16 protein-coding genes are annotated in these 17,669 nt (G+C 48.6%); 5 read left to right on the top strand and 11 right to left on the bottom strand.

Translation table 11 applies throughout. From position 1 onward, the window contains the following. Positions 1–5: 5 nt before the first annotated feature. Together mnmA and rluE are read right to left on the bottom strand one after the other, a co-directional pair. On the bottom strand, positions 6–1,121 hold the full coding sequence (gene mnmA / locus R2X38_RS15770; protein WP_317523286.1) for a tRNA 2-thiouridine(34) synthase MnmA: 1,116 nt from the start codon (positions 1,119–1,121) through the stop codon (positions 6–8). A gap of 255 nt (positions 1,122–1,376) precedes the next feature. Then, a complete protein-coding gene (rluE, locus tag R2X38_RS15765; protein ID WP_317523285.1) occupies positions 1,377–2,018 on the bottom strand; it encodes a 23S rRNA pseudouridine(2457) synthase RluE in 642 nt (213 codons plus the stop codon). A gap of 142 nt (positions 2,019–2,160) precedes the next feature. Here rluE and icd point away from each other — a divergent pair, with 142 nt between their 5' ends. After that, positions 2,161–3,414: an NADP-dependent isocitrate dehydrogenase gene (icd, locus tag R2X38_RS15760; RefSeq protein ID WP_317523284.1), complete on the top strand. Its 1,254-nt coding sequence runs from the start codon at positions 2,161–2,163 to the stop codon at positions 3,412–3,414. 279 nt (positions 3,415–3,693) lie between these two features. Here the strand turns inward: icd and cspD are convergent, their stop codons facing one another. Further along, a complete protein-coding gene (gene cspD, locus R2X38_RS15755) occupies positions 3,694–3,915 on the bottom strand; it encodes a cold shock domain-containing protein CspD (RefSeq protein WP_187463223.1) in 222 nt (73 codons plus the stop codon). A gap of 462 nt (positions 3,916–4,377) precedes the next feature. Between cspD and clpS the strand changes: the two genes are divergently transcribed. Together clpS and clpA are read left to right on the top strand one after the other, a co-directional pair. Next, positions 4,378–4,698 (top strand): ATP-dependent Clp protease adapter ClpS, encoded by a 321-nt coding sequence (gene clpS / locus R2X38_RS15750; protein WP_107298674.1) that lies wholly within the window; start codon positions 4,378–4,380, stop codon positions 4,696–4,698. 48 nt (positions 4,699–4,746) lie between these two features. After that, positions 4,747–7,011 carry an ATP-dependent Clp protease ATP-binding subunit ClpA gene (gene clpA, locus R2X38_RS15745; RefSeq protein ID WP_317523282.1) on the top strand — a complete coding sequence of 755 codons (2,265 nt, stop codon included), beginning with the start codon at positions 4,747–4,749 and terminating at the stop codon, positions 7,009–7,011. Between the two features lie 250 nt (positions 7,012–7,261). Here the strand turns inward: clpA and speB are convergent, their stop codons facing one another. The 6 genes from speB to aat all read right to left on the bottom strand — a co-directional run bounded on the left by speB (position 7,262) and on the right by aat (position 12,627). Further along, entirely contained in the window at positions 7,262–8,176 is a 915-nt protein-coding gene (gene speB, locus R2X38_RS15740; protein ID WP_317523281.1) for an agmatinase, read from the bottom strand. Positions 8,177–8,265: 89 nt separating this feature from the next. Continuing rightward, positions 8,266–10,188 (bottom strand): biosynthetic arginine decarboxylase, encoded by a 1,923-nt coding sequence (speA, locus tag R2X38_RS15735; protein ID WP_317523280.1) that lies wholly within the window; start codon positions 10,186–10,188, stop codon positions 8,266–8,268. A 166-nt stretch (positions 10,189–10,354) separates the two neighbouring features. Further along, positions 10,355–10,531, bottom strand: a complete 177-nt coding sequence (locus tag R2X38_RS15730; RefSeq protein ID WP_317523279.1) for a hypothetical protein — start codon at positions 10,529–10,531, stop codon at positions 10,355–10,357. A gap of 278 nt (positions 10,532–10,809) precedes the next feature. Further along, entirely contained in the window at positions 10,810–11,028 is a 219-nt protein-coding gene (infA, locus tag R2X38_RS15725) for a translation initiation factor IF-1 (protein ID WP_005298441.1), read from the bottom strand. Positions 11,029–11,203: 175 nt separating this feature from the next. Further along, the gene (locus tag R2X38_RS15720; protein ID WP_317523274.1) at positions 11,204–11,917 is read right to left on the bottom strand and encodes an arginyltransferase; all 714 of its coding nucleotides are present in this window, start codon (positions 11,915–11,917) and stop codon (positions 11,204–11,206) included. Then, positions 11,914–12,627, bottom strand: coding sequence for a leucyl/phenylalanyl-tRNA--protein transferase (aat, locus tag R2X38_RS15715; RefSeq protein ID WP_317523273.1), 714 nt, complete (start codon positions 12,625–12,627; stop codon positions 11,914–11,916). Before aat ends, R2X38_RS15720 begins: the two co-directional genes overlap by 4 nt. 84 nt (positions 12,628–12,711) lie before the next feature. Here aat and R2X38_RS15710 point away from each other — a divergent pair, with 84 nt between their 5' ends. Then, entirely contained in the window at positions 12,712–13,173 is a 462-nt protein-coding gene (locus R2X38_RS15710) for a glycine zipper 2TM domain-containing protein (protein WP_317523272.1), read from the top strand. 74 nt (positions 13,174–13,247) lie between these two features. On the opposite strand, the gene pyk is transcribed toward R2X38_RS15710, so the two are convergent. Beyond that, positions 13,248–14,693, bottom strand: a complete 1,446-nt coding sequence (pyk, locus tag R2X38_RS15705) for a pyruvate kinase (RefSeq protein ID WP_317523271.1) — start codon at positions 14,691–14,693, stop codon at positions 13,248–13,250. Between the two features lie 357 nt (positions 14,694–15,050). Further along, on the bottom strand, positions 15,051–15,905 hold the full coding sequence (locus R2X38_RS15700; protein WP_107297457.1) for a MurR/RpiR family transcriptional regulator: 855 nt from the start codon (positions 15,903–15,905) through the stop codon (positions 15,051–15,053). A 341-nt stretch (positions 15,906–16,246) separates the two neighbouring features. On the opposite strand from R2X38_RS15700, the gene R2X38_RS15695 reads away from it, so the two are divergent. Next, a complete protein-coding gene (locus tag R2X38_RS15695; RefSeq protein ID WP_317523270.1) occupies positions 16,247–17,095 on the top strand; it encodes an SDR family oxidoreductase in 849 nt (282 codons plus the stop codon). Positions 17,096–17,669: the final 574 nt, after the last annotated feature.

The raw sequence follows: 17,669 nt of genomic DNA, 5'->3' as shown, positions 1-17,669 counted from the left end.
CTCCCTTAGATACGCTTTTCAATAATACCGCCGCCTAGACATACTTCACCGCTGTAGAAAACAGCGGACTGGCCCGGCGTTACCGCAATTTGCGGCTCGTCGAAGATAACCTTGATGGTTTCGTCATCAACCGGGATAACGGTACAAGGGATATCTTGCTGGCGGTAGCGTGTTTTAACCGTGCACTTGAACGGTTCGCGAATTGGTTGGCGGTCAACCCAGTGTAGCTGAGCTGCCACCAAGCCGTCTGACTTCAAGCGTGGGTGGTCTTTACCCTGGCCAACAATCAGCACGTTACGCTCTACATCTTTATCAACGACGAACCAAGGCTCTTCATTACCGTTGCCACCTTTCTGGCCACCAATATGTAGGCCCTTACGTTGGCCTAGGGTGTGGTACATCAGACCTTGGTGTTCACCGATGACTTTTCCTTCATCGGCGGTTTCAATCTTACCTGGCTGTGCCGGCAGGTATTTGCTCAAAAATTCCGTGAACTTACGCTCACCGATAAAGCAGATACCGGTAGAATCTTTTTTCTTCGCAGTGATCAGGCCTTGCTCTTCCGCAATGCGGCGTACTTCGGGCTTCTCTAGCTCACCCACAGGGAATAGGCTGCGAGCAATCTGCTCGTGGCTCAATGTGTACAGGAAGTAACTCTGATCTTTGTTGTTATCAACACCGCGCAGCATTTGCGGTAGTTCGCCTTCAGCGGTAGGGAAGCTGCGACGGGTGTAGTGGCCCATGGCAATATAATCGGCTTCCAACACTTCGTCGGCGAAGTCCAAAAACGCTTTGAATTTAATTTCTTTGTTACAAAGAATGTCTGGGTTTGGTGTACGGCCTGCTTTGTACTCAGCTAGGAAGTACTCGAACACGTTGTCCCAGTATTCTGCCGCAAAGTTGATGGTGTGCAGGTGGATACCCAGTTTGTCACATACAGCTTGTGCGTCAGCGAGATCTTCGGCTGCTGAGCAGTACTCATCGTTGTCGTCTTCTTCCCAGTTTTTCATAAACAGGCCTTCAACTTGGTAGCCCTGTTGAAGAAGAAGGTACGCGGATACCGAGGAATCTACACCGCCGGACATGCCGACAATGACTTTTTTCTGGCTGTTATCTGACATTTTACTCTTCAGTCGTTAATAAAAGTTAAGGGCGCGATTCTAACAGAAACCATCAGGCCGAAACAGAGCGAGAGCGGAATCACACTTTAATAATTTTACCAACGTCATTTTTTCATTTGCGCAAACGTTTGCTTTCTGGTGGCAATGATAGATGAGGGCGAGGCAAAAGTGTAGTGTTTTTAATGTTAAATTCGTAAAAAGCCAGCAGGAAAATGTAAAGGCTTTGCCAGCAGTAGAAAACTGCTGGCAAGTGAGTTAAGAAGCGTCGAGTTTGACTTCCTTCCATTCCCCCGGAGCCAGATCACTGACGGTCCAATCAGCCATCTTGTAGCGGATAAGGCGCAGGGTAGGGTAGCCGATATGGGCGGTCATACGGCGGACTTGGCGGTTGCGCCCTTCTTTCAAGGTGATGGCCAGCCAAGTGGTCGGAATATTTTTCCGCTCGCGAATCGGCGGGGTTCGCTCCCAGACATTAGGGCTGTCGATTATTTCAACACCCGCAGGCAGGGTCGGACCGTCCTTGAGGGTAACGCCGCGACGTAGCTGTTCCAGCTCTTCATCGCTAGGCGCTCCTTCAACCTGGACCCAGTATGTTTTCGGTTGCTTGGATTTTGGTTGGGTCAGGCGTGCTTGCAGGACGCCATCATTGGTCAGCACCAACAATCCTTCACTGTCTTTATCCAGTCGACCGGCTGGATATATGTCTTTTACCGGGACGAAATCAGACAGCGTTTTATCCCCCGGTTCCCCGGTGAATTGGGTCAGAACGTTATAAGGTTTGTTAAATAATATGATTTTTGTCGGGCCACGGGGACGCCTCGGTTTATTTCGTATTCTTGATGGTCGGCGCTCATTATTGGCACGTTTGGGTTGACGTGCAGAGGTGTTTGGCTTCATAAATAGCGAGTTGTACAAGGGAAAAGTAAATTGACACGCCTATTATACGCGAAAAATACAATGAGTGGCGTATCGATAAAATTTCAAGTATGATTTGCGCGCATCTTACAAAAAGATAACAAATGGACGCTAGGAGATTTAAATGGATAGTAAAGTAGTTGTACCAGCTGAAGGTCAGAAAATCACTCTGGATTCTGAAGGTAAACTGGTCGTTCCTAACAACCCTGTCATTCCTTACATTGAAGGTGATGGTATCGGGGTTGACGTAAGCCCTGCGATGATCAAAGTCGTTGATGCCGCTGTTGATAAAGCCTATGGCGGTGACCGTAAGATTGCCTGGATGGAAATCTACACCGGTGAGAAATCAACGCAAGTATATGGTGAAGATGCTTGGCTACCGCAAGAAACCCTTGATTTTATCCGCGACTACAAAGTTGCAATCAAAGGTCCTCTGACGACTCCTGTAGGTGGCGGTATCCGTTCATTGAACGTTGCGCTTCGCCAAGAGCTAGACCTATATATCTGTGCCCGCCCTGTTCGCTACTTCGATGGCGTACCAAGCCCACTTAAGCAACCTGAGCTGACTGACATGGTTATCTACCGCGAGAACTCGGAAGATATCTATGCGGGTGTTGAGTTCAAGGCTGGCACTGAGGAAGCAGATAAAGTCATCAAGTTCCTGCAAGAAGAAATGGGCGCAACCAAGATCCGCTTCCCACAGCAGTGTGGTGTCGGAATCAAGCCGGTTTCCGAAGAAGGCACTAAGCGCCTAGTCCGCGCAGCGATTCAGTACACTATCGATAATGACCGTGACTCGCTAACCCTGGTTCACAAAGGTAACATCATGAAGTTCACCGAAGGTGCCTTCAAAGATTGGGGTTACGAAGTGGCGGCACAGGAGTTCGGTGCTGAGCTGCTTGACGGCGGCCCATGGATGACACTGAAGAACCCGAATACGGGTAAAGAAATCATCATCAAGGACAGCATTGCAGATGCGTTCCTGCAGCAAATCCTTCTGCGCCCAGCAGAGTACGATGTGATTGCAACCATGAACCTAAACGGCGACTATGTGTCTGATGCACTGGCTGCACAGGTTGGTGGTATCGGTATTGCACCGGGTGCGAACATCGGCGATGGTGTTGCATTGTTCGAAGCAACACACGGTACAGCGCCTAAGTACGCTGGCCAAGATAAAGTTAACCCAGGCTCGTTGATCCTGTCTGCAGAAATGATGCTTCGCCACCTAGGTTGGACTGAAGCGGCTGATCTAATTATCAGTTCAATGGAAGCGGCTATCAGCAACAAGACCGTGACTTACGATTTCGAGCGCCAAATGGAAGGTGCAACACTGCGTAAGTGTTCAGAGTTTGCGGACGACATGATTGAGCAGATGTAATTCTGTATCATCATTGCGATGAAATGCAAAAAAAGCCCAGCTCGTGCTGGGCTTTTTTTGTGCTTCAAATATACCACTCACGATGCTAAATATTTACCATTGTAACTCTGTTGTTAAAATTTGTTGGCGTTGGTGGGGAGGTGGTTATGCATGACTTATTCACTTTCTTGTTGTCTTAAAGAGAGCGCTTATCGAGCGAAGCTTATTGGAGAAAGCAACATGAAATAAAAAAGACGAGCATTGGCTCGTCTTCAGAAAGAAACGTTAAGGTCGAATCTGCTATTTTACAGCCTCACCTTCAACGGGAATGATTTCCTTGGCATGGAACCCTTTTGGCCCAGTCTCAACCGTGTAACTGACCTGCTGACCAGCTTTGAGTGTACGGTAACCATCCATCTGAATAGTCGAATAATGGGCGAAAATATCGCCTTCGCCTGTTTCAGGGCAGATAAAACCAAATCCCTTAGCGTTATTAAACCATTTAACTGTACCTGTTGCCATGCTTACTTCCTTCTGTGCATTCAAGTTCCATTTTGCATTAGTTTGCTATGTCCTTTGTATCACGACCTGCATACTAATGCTAATTTGATGCAGTTAATATCTACTACAAGTTACACTTTAGTAAAAAGACTTAGGCAGTCAAGCTGGTAATATAACATTTTATTAAAATGTGGTGCCGTGTTAAATTTTTAACATCTTTCTGCATGTAATTGCTTTTCTGGCACGTATTTTATGCAATCTGTCGCATTTTGGCGGTATCTCCCACTTTGACCGGAAACGGCGGTAATTCGTCCGGATTGTCGGCTTAGTCATAGTCATCTCTTATTTGCTGGAATACAATGTGTGCATTAGTCTGAATATAGGGGTAGGAAAACGGTGGTCGGACACGCCTTGTAAGCAAGGAGAAGAGATAACTCATTGTTTCTTGGTAGACTATTCCTATCGTACTGGTAAGTTAAGGTTATGAGTAAGTTATACGAGTGGATTATTCCCGACTCCGATGTATTGGAAGAAGAGGAAGTCCAGACCAAACCGCCATCGATGTACAAAGTAATTTTGAACAATGATGATTACACACCGATGGATTTTGTGATAGAAGTGTTACAGAAGTTCTTCTCCATGGATCTGGAGAAATCAACACAGTTGATGCTAACTGTGCATTACGAGGGGAAAGCGGTGTGCGGAACCTTCACCGCCGAGGTAGCCGAGACCAAGGTGGCCCAGGTGATGATGTATGCGAGGGAGCATGAACATCCGCTACTGTGTACGATGGAAAAGGCATAGTCTTTTTCCGGCACGCCATAATTGAGTGGTATTTAGGGGAGGTGCCTTATGCTAAACAAAGAACTTGAAGCGAGCTTGAATGCTGCCTTTGCGCGGGCGAGAGAGAAACGTCATGAGTTTATGACGGTAGAACATCTGCTGTTGGCATTATTGGAGAATCCAGCGGCACAAGAGGCCTTGGTGGCCTGCCGAGCTAATCTGGATACGCTGCGCAAAGAGCTTGATTCGTTTATTGAACAAACGACCCCACTGATCCCAGTGGATGATGAAAGCAGGGAAACTCAGCCTACACTCAGCTTCCAGCGTGTATTACAGCGCGCTGTATTCCACGTGCAGTCTTCCGGTCGCAGCGAAGTGACCGGGGCTAATGTGCTGGTTGCTATCTTTAGCGAGCAGGAATCGCATGCGGCTTATTTGCTTAAGAAGAGCGATATCAGCCGTTTGGATGTGGTTAATTTCATTTCTCATGGCACGGTTAAAGATAGCGACAACGACGATATCAACGGTCCTGATGTGGGTGGCGAAGAACCACGTGCGGAGCAGAGTTCTGAAGATAAACTGGAAAACTTTGCTACCAACCTCAACCAGCTTGCCCGTGCGGGTGGGGTCGATCCATTAATTGGCCGTGATACTGAACTTGAACGAACGGTACAGGTGCTGTGTCGTCGCCGTAAGAACAATCCACTATTGGTCGGTGAGGCCGGTGTGGGTAAAACCGCGATTGCGGAAGGTTTGGCATGGCGCATTGTTGAAGGCCAAGTGCCAGATGTGATCAAAGACTGTGTGATTTACTCACTGGATATTGGTTCACTGCTGGCTGGTACCAAGTACCGTGGTGATTTCGAGAAACGCTTCAAAGCAATTCTGAAGCAGCTAGAGAAAGAAGACCAAGCCATCCTGTTTATTGATGAAATCCACACCATTATCGGTGCGGGTGCCGCCTCTGGTGGACAGGTCGATGCGGCTAACCTTATCAAGCCGCTGCTCAGTAACGGTAAGCTTCGTTGCATGGGGTCGACGACATACCAGGAATACAGCAACATCTTTGAGAAAGAGCGTGCGCTATCTCGTCGTTTCCAGAAAATCGATATTATCGAGCCTTCACTGGATGACACCACCAAGATTTTGATGGGGCTGAAGCCGAAGTACGAAGCGCACCACGAGGTTCGCTTTACCAACAAGGCTATCCGTGCTGCGGTTGAGCTGTCAGCGAAATACATCAATGAACGCCATCTGCCGGATAAAGCGATTGATGTTATCGATGAAGCCGGTGCGCGTTGTCGCTTGGCGCCAGCGAGCCGTCGTAAGAAGACTGTTAATGTCAGCGATATCGAGGCAATGATCGCCAAGATGGCGCGTATCCCTGAGAAGTCGGTTTCTTCAAGTGATCGCGATGTACTGCAAAAACTGGATAACAAGCTGAAGATGCTAGTCTTCGGTCAGGATCCGGCTATCGATGTGCTAACCGAGGCGATCAAGCTTAGCCGTGCTGGTTTGGGTGCCGAGAACAAACCTGTGGGTTCATTCTTGTTTGCCGGTCCTACTGGTGTAGGTAAAACAGAGGTAACGGTACAGCTTGCACGCACATTGGGCATCGAGCTGCTTCGCTTTGATATGTCTGAGTACATGGAGCGTCATACAGTGAGTCGCCTAATCGGTGCGCCTCCAGGTTATGTTGGTTACGATCAGGGTGGTCTGTTGACCGATGCGGTTATCAAGCATCCACACGCAGTGGTACTGCTTGATGAAATCGAAAAAGCTCACCCAGATGTCTTTAACTTGCTGCTGCAGGTGATGGATAACGGTACGCTTACCGACAACAATGGTCGCAAGGCTGATTTCCGTAATGTGATATTGGTGATGACCACTAACGCCGGTGTTACCGAGACGGTCCGCAAGTCGATCGGTTTGATCCAGCAGGATCACAGCCACGATGCAATGGGTGAAATCAAGCGTGTATTCACGCCTGAATTCCGTAACCGTCTTGACGGTATCATCTGGTTCAACCATCTTGAGAAAGATGTTATTTCTCAGGTGGTCGACAAGTTCATTGTCGAGCTGCAGGCACAACTGGATGCCCGTGGTGTATCAATGGAAGTATCGTCGAAAGCCCGTGAGTGGCTGGCCAATAAAGGTTATGACAAGGCGATGGGTGCCCGTCCGATGGCCCGAGTTATTCAGGACAACCTGAAAAAACCAATGGCCAACGAGCTGCTGTTCGGTAGCTTGGTGAACGGCGGTTCGGTGCGTGTTGATATCGTCAACGATGAACTGGACTTCCAGTTCAGCAGTGACTTGGAACCAGCGCACTAATCGCAACAATCCTGCTAATAAATAAGAACCGCCTCCGGGCGGTTCTTTTCGTTATGGGGCTAGAGGCGATAGTTAAAGTGGCCCTAGGAAAAGCAGGTCCTCGGACCTTGGAAAAGCAAAGTCAAAATCAAAAGCTTGAAGTGATTGACATTATTGCAAATACTGCCTGCAGGACCCAGGACCCAGGACCCAGGACCCAGGACCCAGGACCCAGGACCCAGGACCCAGGACCCAGGACCCAGGACCCGCTCTACTTCCGACTCGCGTACAAATGCAGCAAGTCAGTTGCAATGGTCGCCGCGGCCAAAGCGGTCATATCAGCGTGATCATAAGCCGGGGCCACTTCTACCACGTCCATACCCACAAGATTGATGCCTTGTAAGCCACGGATGATTTTCAGCGCTTTGTCCGATGTCAGGCCGCCACATACCGGTGTGCCGGTACCCGGTGCGAACGCTGGATCCAAGCAATCGATGTCGAAGGTCAGATACACAGGCATATCACCGACGGTGTGTTTAATCTTTTCGACAATTTTTTCAACCGACCAATCGTTGGCTGTTCCTGCATCCAGGACATTGAAGCCTAGCTTGTTGTCATGATCGGTACGTATTCCGATCTGGATTGAGTGCAGTGGATCAATCAAGCCCTCGTTAGGTGCATGGTAGAACATGGTACCGTGATCAAACTGACTACCCATGTCATAGGTATCGGTATGGGCATCGAAATGGATCAGCGCCATCTTGCCAAATTTCTTTGCATGTGCCCGCAGCAGCGGCAGGGTGACAAAGTGGTCACCGCCGAAGGTCAGCAACGTCTTGCCTGCTTCAAGCAGGGATGTCGCATGGTTTTCCAAGCGCTCACACATTTGCGCAGCATCACCGCTATCAAAGACTAGGTCACCGCAGTCAGCAATGGTCAGCTTGTCTTTAAGCTTAAACGACCAGGGCCAGCGTTTGCCTTCCCAAGCAAGGTGGGTCGATACCTGACGGATTGCATTCGGACCCATGCGGCTGCCTGAGCGGCCAGTTGTGGCCATATCGAACGGGACACCGGTGATGATGACATCGGCATCGGTGGTGTGCGGTGCAAATTCTAACGGCTGACGCAAAAAACCAAAGGCATTTGCCGTTAGCGAATAATCTGGGTGAGTTGCAAGGGTTGCCATAATCGGCTCCTAAAGCTGTCGAAATCTAAAACTGTTGAAGGGCCACCAGTATGCTGGTGGCCTCGTTCTGTTATTTGCGTTGTTACGCCTTAACGCTGGCTCTGGACATCTTCCAAGTAGGTATAGCCATTAAGCCCTTCTTCGAGCTCGCTCAAGATCGCGCTGTGCTCGTGAACAGGTAAGTGTTGCTTGACCATTTGCTCGTACTGGGCCAGGAAGCTGGCAGAATCAAGGCGGACACTGCGCAGGACATCTTTAACGCTGTCGCCATGGTCTACTCGCTCGATCTCGTAGCCGCCTTCCGGCATAGCACGGACAATCGCGGTATCGGTATCACCAAACAAGTTGTGCAAATCCCCCAAGATCTCCTGGTAGGCACCCACTAGGAAGAACCCCATGCGATACGGTGATTCATCACTCCAGGCAGGAACTGCCAGCGTTGTCTCGATCCCTTGTCCCTCGACGTATTGCTCGATAGCACCGTCTGAGTCACAGGTAATATCCAAAATTACTGCACGTCGCTCCGGCTCCTTGTCCAGGTTGCTTAGCGGCAATATAGGGAAGACTTGGTCGATCCCCCAGGCATCTGGCAACGACTGGAACAGCGAGAAGTTAACAAAGAACTTATCAGCCAAGCGCTCATGAAGTTCGTCCAGCAATGGACGATGGGCGCGGTTTTTCGCCGACAGCATTTTCTCTAGCTCGTAGCATAGCCGCAGGCTGATTTGTTCGGCCCAAGCGCGCTCTGTAAAGCTCAGTATACCCATGGCAAATTGAGTGTGTACTTCAGCCAGATCGCTTTGGTTGTCATGGTAAATCTCAATTAGCGAGCGAGAATCGGTTAGCGTCATCAGCTCCTTCCATGAGTGCCACATATTGTGCAGGATCTGCGGGGCAGATACCTCTGGCGGGTTTACCGATTCTTGTTTATACCGTTCTACACCAATTACATCTGTGATCAGCACTGCATGGTGCGCGGTCAGGTTACGGCCCGACTCCGAGATAATTCTCGGCATTGGAATATCATACTCCTTGCAGATATCACCCAGGGTATAGACCACATTGTTGGCGTACTCGCGCAGGCTGTAGTTCATGGAACAGCTGCTCTGGCTGCGGGTGCCTTCATAATCAACAGCCAAACCGCCACCGACATCGACGGTAGTGATACCAGCGCCCAATTTCTTCAGTTCGGCATATACCCGGCCAGCTTCTCCGACACCGCTACGGACATCGCGGATATTGGCGATCTGCGAGCCAAGGTGGAAGTGAAGCAACTGCAGGCAGTCGAGCATATCGTTGTCACGCAGCTTCTCAACAACAGACAGCACCTGAGATGCAGACAGGCCAAATTTGGACTTCTCGCCACCGCTGGCTTGCCACTTTCCTTTACCTTGGGATGCAAGGCGAGCACGCAAACCTAGACGAGGGCGAACCCCCAGTTCGATAGCTTCTTGCATGACGGTTTTAAGCTCGGAGAGTTTTTCCAACACGATATAGACATCGTGGCCGAGCTTTTCACCGATCAGGGCAAGACGGATGTATTCCCTGTCTTTGTAGCCGTTGCAGACGATCACCGAGCTTGCTTGCTGTGCCAATGCTAGCACAGCCATCAACTCAGGTTTGCTACCGGCTTCCAAACCCAATTGACGCTGTTGTTTGGCATATTGGCTGGCCAGGATCTCGCTGACAACAGCCTCTTGTTGGTTCACCTTGATTGGGTAAACCGCCAGATATTCACCTTGGTATTGGTAGTGGTCGATAGCCTGGTTAAAGACAGTGCACAAGGTATCGACTCGGTGGTGGAGAATATCAGGAAAACGAACCAAAACCGGTAAAGATGCACCTTTGGCAATTAACTGATCCGCCAACTGTGACAGGGCTATGGTATTTAACGGATCTTGGCTGTTTGGCCTAGCCACGACTTCACCCTGAGGGTTGATATCAAAATAGCCTTGTCCCCAATATGGGATGTTGTAAACGTCACGCGCATTTTTAGTCGTCCAATCACTCATTACTTTTTCCTCGGGCAGTGATTGGGTACTGACAGTCAATCGACAGCTGTGGCAAGGCCCAGCCTTAAGACTGTAAGCACCAGGTTAGTTAATACTCATCAGATAGATGTGCGGAGCGATGGGAATGCAATAGGCCCCGTCAACATCCTAGGTGAACCAAAGTGGGTTAGACGCAGCCAGCGAGCGTTCGTTGGGCCCGTCTTTGCGACATGCGTTTCTTACGGCGCTCAAGGTGTGGCGACGTGCTAAGCGGTCGGTCTTTCGGGTGGATAGTGGCTGCGATGTCGCACATGTGCAATAGGTTGATTTCTAGTTGCATATCATGCATTGCGATTGGTTTCATTGTCATTCCTAAACGGCCGTGCTGCAGACAGATTTCACGGTATGACAGAAGAAGGTGAGGGCGTGTCCCTCGCATACACCTCACTCGCTTTTGGCCTTTGGGTGCAGGGGGATTAAACAACCGAACGGGGGGGGTGGCAAATAAAATAAATTTGCGATGACGATGAGGAGTATTTATCAAAAAGGGAAGGAGGGCATTGCAAGGTTTCTTAACGTTAGAAAAAATAAAACCCGGCGAGAGGCCGGGTTTTATTTGTATTCTGCAATCTTGGTAAAAGATTAACGGGCGCGGAAGACGATGCGGCCTTTGGTTAGGTCGTATGGAGTCAGTTCCACAGTTACCTTGTCACCAGTAAGAATACGGATGTAGTTTTTACGCATTTTGCCAGAAATGTGAGCGGTAACAACGTGACCGTTCTCAAGCTCTACGCGGAACATAGTGTTAGGTAGTGTGTCTAGCACAGTACCTTGCATTTCAATTACGTCTTCTTTTGCCATTGAATCCTCTTAGGCTACCAGCCATTCTTCTGATCGGGCTGGATAATGCCTTGAAACTGTTTGAGTGTAAAGTTTAGGCCGCAATTTTACATCTGCGAATGTGCTTTGTCAGCTACTCTGATGCATTAATACGTATTTTATCGTATTTACCTCAGGCAGCGGTGAAAAATGCAGCTTAGTTTTCATCAAAATGTTGCCATCCATGCGCCGTCAGTTTTTCGTAGGGCTTGAAGCGAACCTTATAGTTCATCGCTTTGCATTGGTCGATTTGGTAGCCGGGGTAGAGCCAACGCCGTCCTGAATGTTGGCAATACTGGATCTGATAGAGCACACACAGCGTACCGAGCGAGAGCGAGCTGTCCGGGTCAAAGAAGCTGTATACCGCGCTCATGGCATCATCGAAAACATCGGTGATGGCAATAGCGATAAGCCTTTCTTCCTCATAAACATGAAGGAAAAGGGTATCCATCCATGGCGCGGTACAGAACTCGAAGAACTGGGCCTTGTTCGGTGGATACATACTGCCATCAGAATGGCGCTGGGTGATGTAACGCTCGTATAACGGATACCAACCTGGATCCAGCTCCGTTTTGAACTCCCAGCGTAACTTGGCCATCTGGTTGAGTTGGCGCTTCTGGCTTTTCGATGGTCGAAAAGCAGGGCAGTCCACCCTCAGCGGTACGCATGCGCTGCACTGCTGACACATGGGTTTGTAGACGGCACTGCCACTGCGACGGTAGCCCGAGGCCAACAACACACTGTAGCCAGCCGGTGACAACCAGTGGTGGTCCATCACGACACCGAGCTGCTCGCTTTGCCCTGGGAGATAGCTGCACGACGATTCAGGTGTCAAACCAATACGTAAAGGAAGCTTGTTTAAACTGCTCATGACGGTGTGAAAGTTAACTCCTGACTCTGGTAACACGCATCACAAAGTATGGCATCTCTTTGCTGGTGGAGGAAATGTGTGAACAGCGCTCTCTCCATCTCGGCTGCGCCGAGGGAGGCAAGGTGATCATTCATAATTTGGCAATCAATCAGTTGGCCGCCATGAGAACTGAAATGCTCGCAAAATAGCCAGAGGGCAATCTTGGAAGCATTGTCTGCCAGCGAGAACATCGACTCGCCACAGAACACGCCGCCGACACTGATCCCATATAGTCCGCCAACGAGTTTACCTTGCTGCCATACTTCCACCGAATGGCAGTAGCCGAGATCATGCAGGTGTTGATAGGCCTGGATCATTTCAGGGGTGATCCAGGTTTCTTCTGCTTTACGGGTGCTGGCACAAAGTTCGATAATATCGTGGCAAGCTTGATTCAATGTGACTTGGTAGCCAGATTTTCGGTAGAATTTTCTTAAGCTTTTACTCGGTTGGAATTGATCGGGCAGGAATACCGCTCTTGGGGCAGGGCTCCACCAGAGTAGGGGCTCACCTTCTGAAAACCACGGGAATATCCCTTGACGGTATGCGCTGACCAGGCGTTCTGGTCGCAAGTCACCACCAAAGGCGAGCAAGCCATTTGGGTCTGCTAATGCGGTTTCAGGGGCTGGGAAATCAGTATTGACCGGATCAAGCTCCGGAAGATAAATTGCCATAATTACACTAAATGTAGCTTATTTTGCTTGGGAATAAAGCATTTGCCCAAGTGCACAGGTTGCCGGGAAAGAGGATTATACATGATGAGAAAATGGTTAGTGTTATTGTTAGTTCTACCCCTGGCACTTTCTGCGGCACCGTACAATAGAAATCAGGCGCGACCGGTGAAACAAGTGGTATTCGGTGCCGTGGACAGTGTTCGCTATATCACCCACCAAGAAGTCATAGAATCGCAGCGAAATGGTTGGGAAACCCTGTTGGGAGGCGTGATTGGCGGCTTGATTGGGAATCAGTTTGGTGACGGTACCGGGCGTGAGGTCGCCACGGCGGTGGGCGCGGTTGCCGGTGCGGGTATTGCGCATAAGCGCCAGCCGACGCAGCGGATTGTTCAATACCGTTTGGTGGAGCTATTGATCAAGGCCGAAGACGGCACCCTGATCGATGTGATCCAAGATGTGGATTCCACCATGCTGTTCCAACCTAAAGACAAGGTCAGAATACTCTATTTCGATAATGGAGTAAGGGTAGATAAAGCGTACCCGTAGCGTGGCAAATATAAAAAAGACAAAAAAAAGCGTGATGGCTGACACCATCACGCTTTTTGTATTCAGGCTATAGATTACTCTACAGTCAGGATACGCATGTTGTTGGTGCTACCAACAGTATCCATCACGTCACCTTGGGTAACGATCACTAGGTCGCCAACAGAAAGGAAACCTTTTTCTTTCAGGTTTTCAACAGCGTGTTTTGCTGCTTCTAGACCTGCATCGCTGTCGCGATCGAAGTAAACCGGAGTAACACCACGGAATAGTGCAGCGCGGTTTAGCGTGTTTTCGTTGCGAGACATAGCGAAAATTGGCTTGCCAGATGAAATACGAGACATCATCAGTGGCGTACGGCCAGACTCTGTCATCGCGATCATCGCTTTGACACCTTCCATGTGGTTGGCAGCATACATGGTCGACATGGCAATAGTTTCTTCCGCTGACTCGAAAGTACGTGCTAGGCGGTGGTTAGATACGTTGATGCTTGGCTCTTTTTCTGCACCCATACAAACGCCAGCCATCGCTGTTACTGTTTCTACCGGGTAGCTACCGGCTGCTGTTTCTGCCGAAAGCATAACCGCATCAGTACCATCAAGTACGGCGTTTGCGACGTCCATCACTTCAGCACGCGTCGGCATTGGGCTGGTGATCATGGTTTCCATCATCTGGGTAGCCGTGATCACGGTGCGGTTCAGGCTGCGAGCACGGCGGATCAGTTTCTTCTGAACGCCCACTAGCTCTGGGTCACCGATTTCAACACCTAGGTCACCACGAGCAACCATTACCGCATCAGAAGCCATGATGATGTCATCCATTGCTTCAGTAGTCGCTACCGCTTCTGCACGCTCGACTTTAGCAACTAGCTTGGCTTCAAGGCCTGCTTCCATCGCAAGGCGGCGTGCATATTTCATGTCTTCGCCGTTGCGTGGGAAAGATACCGCCAGGTAATCAACACCCATTTGTGCTGCTGTGATGATGTCTGCTTTATCTTTGTCTGTTAGGGCTTCAGCAGAAAGGCCACCGCCTTTCTTGTTGATGCCTTTGTTGTTTGACAGTGGACCGCCAACGGTCACTTCGGTGTGAACCTTGTTGCCTTCAACAGAAGTCACTTGTAGCTGAACACGGCCATCGTCAAGCAGTAGGATGTCGCCTGTCTCAACGTCTTTAGGTAGCTCTTTGTAGTCAAGACCAACAGCTTGCTGATCGCCTTCACCTTTTGCTAGGTCGCTGTCTAGGGTGAACTTGTCGCCGATCGCCAATTGAATCTTGCCGTCTTTGAAAGTTGACACACGGATTTTCGGGCCTTGGAGATCGCCTAGGATAGCAACGTGCTTACCTAGTTTTGCGGCGATTTCACGTACAGTCTTGGTGCGTTGGATGTGATCCTCTGGGCTGCCGTGGGAGAAGTTCATTCGCACAACATTAGCACCCGCTGCGATAATCTTTTCTAGATTGTTATCGCGGTCGGTTGCAGGACCCAAAGTAGTAACGATTTTAGTACGTCTTAGCCTTTCAGACATCGGAAACTCCATCTGTATCATTGGTTACCAATGAAACGATTGCTTGTGGAAATCTGCTTCATTGAATTGCGTGAAATTTTACTACACATATCGGTAGAAAGAAGCTGTTCTTTATCAACAAACTGTAAGAAAAAAACATATTGTAGGACTAGTCATGCATGTTTTTCATCATACGGTAGAAAAATTGCAGAATTTTAATGGGCAACGTTGCTCGTAATGGCGGAACTTTGCTTTTGGTTGGGGTAAGTGTAGATGATGGATAGGGCTTTAGAGTGGCTAATCGAGTAGGGAAAAGAAAAGGCACGGCCCCGAAGCCATGCCTTATCAATCAAACCTTGGTGCAATGTATAAAGAAGCTTAAATAATGCCTTCTTTAGTAAAGCGAGAGTCTTTCAGTGACTCTTTTACTCGCTTTAGGTTTTCGCGAAAACCGGCACCACGGCGAAGCGTGAAGCCTGTCGCCAGTACATCGATGACGGTCATCTGTACCACACGGCTTGCCATCGGCATGTAGACATCGGTATCTTCCGGGACATCCAAGCAGATGGAGATCGAACACTCTCGATCTAGCGGTGAGTCTTTGGCTGTAATGCCGATAACAGTGGCACCATTTTCACGGGCCATGCGTGCGACCTCAACCAAGCTCTTGGTGCGACCTGTGTGTGAGATCATTACGACAACGTCACCGTCGCTACAATTGATCACACTCATGCGCTGCATCACGATGTCATCGAAGCAGACAATTGGAATGTTGAAGCGGAAGAATTTATTTTGTGCATCGTGAGCGACAGAGGCCGATGCGCCCAGGCCAAAGAAAGAGATTTTCTTAGCTTGGGTCAAAAGGTCAACGGAACGATTCACCTGCATTGGGTCGAGGCTGTTTTTCGCTACGTCCAAGCATGCCATGGTAGATTCAAAGATTTTAGAGGTGTAAGCATCAGGGCCGTCATCTTCTTCGACGTTGCGGTTCACATAAGGCGTACCGTTAGCTAGGCTCTGGGCAAGGTGCAGTTTAAAATCTGGGAAACCTTTTGTATCCAAGCGACGACAGAAGCGGTTAACAGTAGGTTCACTCACATCCGCCATCTTAGCCAGAGTTGCAATGCTCGAATGAATGGCTGTTTGTGGCGATGCTAGGATAACTTCAGCAACTTTACGTTCTGACTTACTGAAGTTATCAAGATTCTTTTGAATTTTCTCTAGGGTATTCATGGCGGTTACCGCTCGTTACTGAATTTCGTTACTGGCTTACTTATCGTATAAAGTGCTTAAAGCCATTTTGATGAAACTATACTACTTTTCATGGATCTGCTCCTAGTAAATCCATGAATATCGCTTTCTCTTTTTATTATAGTTTGACAGGGATCGAATTTTTTCTTTCAGAACTGAAAAGATTTTTAATCAAAATTACGGTTTGAAAGGCTGATTTCGTGTTTTTCTGTAGCTAATTTTCAGTGCGCGGGAATTAATTTACAGGTTGAAATAAATCGAGATGAAGTTTTGAGCAGCCATGTGAAAATGACTTTCAGATGATTGGTAAGAGGTGAAAGGGAATGAAACAGGGAAAAATCGACAAGGTCAGTATATGTGGTTGCGGTTGGCTCGGTTTGCCTTTGGCCAGGCATCTTGCGCAACGAGGTATAGAAACATGGGGCAGCAAGCAGTCATCCGAACAAGCCGGTAAGTTGGCTGAACACGGTATCCATGGCGTGACGCTTTCGCTGCCAGACACATTAGCTCAGCCTGAGACGCTGACTGTGGAACTGAAGCAGTTCTTAGATACCGATTTGCTGGTTATCAATGTGCCTCCTGGTCGATATGAAGGTGCTGCGGATGATCTGGTGGCTAAAGTAAAGCTGCTTTCAGCAACCGCGAAACAGGTCGGCTGTCGTCGAATCGTATTCATAAGTACTACCGCGGTTTATGGTGCGTGCCAAGGGGTTGTTGATGAGTTTACCGTGCCAAGGCCAGACACTCGGTCAGCGCAAGCTCATTTTGAGCTAGAGCGTTATCTACTTGCCGAGTGGGGAAGTGAGGCAGTGATCCTGCGATTGTCCGGTCTCATTGGCCCAAATAGGCATCCCGTTCGATTCTTGTCGGGTCGCAAAGGGATTGAGCACGGTAAAGATAAGGTAAACCTTATTCATCAAACAGACTGTATTGCTGCTATTGAGCAGTTAATAGAGCACTGGCCTTCTCAGCAGGTGCTGCACTTAGCAGCGCCGGATCATCCAAGCCGGGAAGTCTACTATCGGCAGATGGCGGATATAGCAGGTTTGCCGTTGCCAGAATTTGTCGAATCTGTTGAACGTAACAGCAAGATCATTGATGCGTCGAAAACATGCAATTGGCTATCGTTAACGCTTCGGCATGCCGACTTACTGAACAATAACCCTGAGTGATGAATGCTGTTGGCTCCGAATGGGCAGCTTGAGATAACTTGGGTTTAAGCTCATGTTTAAAAATAAAAAAAGCCCACTGATATTCAGTGGGCGAAAGCTCTATATACACAATTAGGAGTTAGCAGCAGTGGCATCACAAATTAAAGAAGGGCAGGAGCATCCTGTTAAGTCATAAAGCAATTAAGAACCTGCTTATGAACCTCGTCTTTAATCTGAATCATGTAATATATGACTGGCGAGTTTTCGATTAGTTCAAAAAAATTTAAAATTATTTTTGATTGGCAAAAAAAAGCCCACTGATATTCAGTGGGCAAAAGCTCTATATACACAATTAGGAGTTTAGCAGCAGTGGCATCATAAATTAAAGCAGCGTATCAAATAGATAAATAATCTAAGTACCGCGTCTTTAATGTGAATGTCACTATATATGACTGGCTCAAAATGAAATGGTTCAAAGAAAATTAGATTTTTTTTGAAAAAGAAAAATAGTAGGGAAAATGGGCTATGGGCTATGGGCTATGGGCTATGGGCTATGGGCTATGGGCTATGGGCTATGGGCTATGGGCTATGGGCT

Origin of the sequence: Photobacterium rosenbergii (genome assembly GCF_033022775.1) — a bacterium.
In the GTDB taxonomy this organism is placed as follows: Bacteria; Pseudomonadota; Gammaproteobacteria; order Enterobacterales; family Vibrionaceae; genus Photobacterium; species Photobacterium rosenbergii_A.
This window is presented reverse-complemented; position numbering and strand designations above follow the sequence as displayed.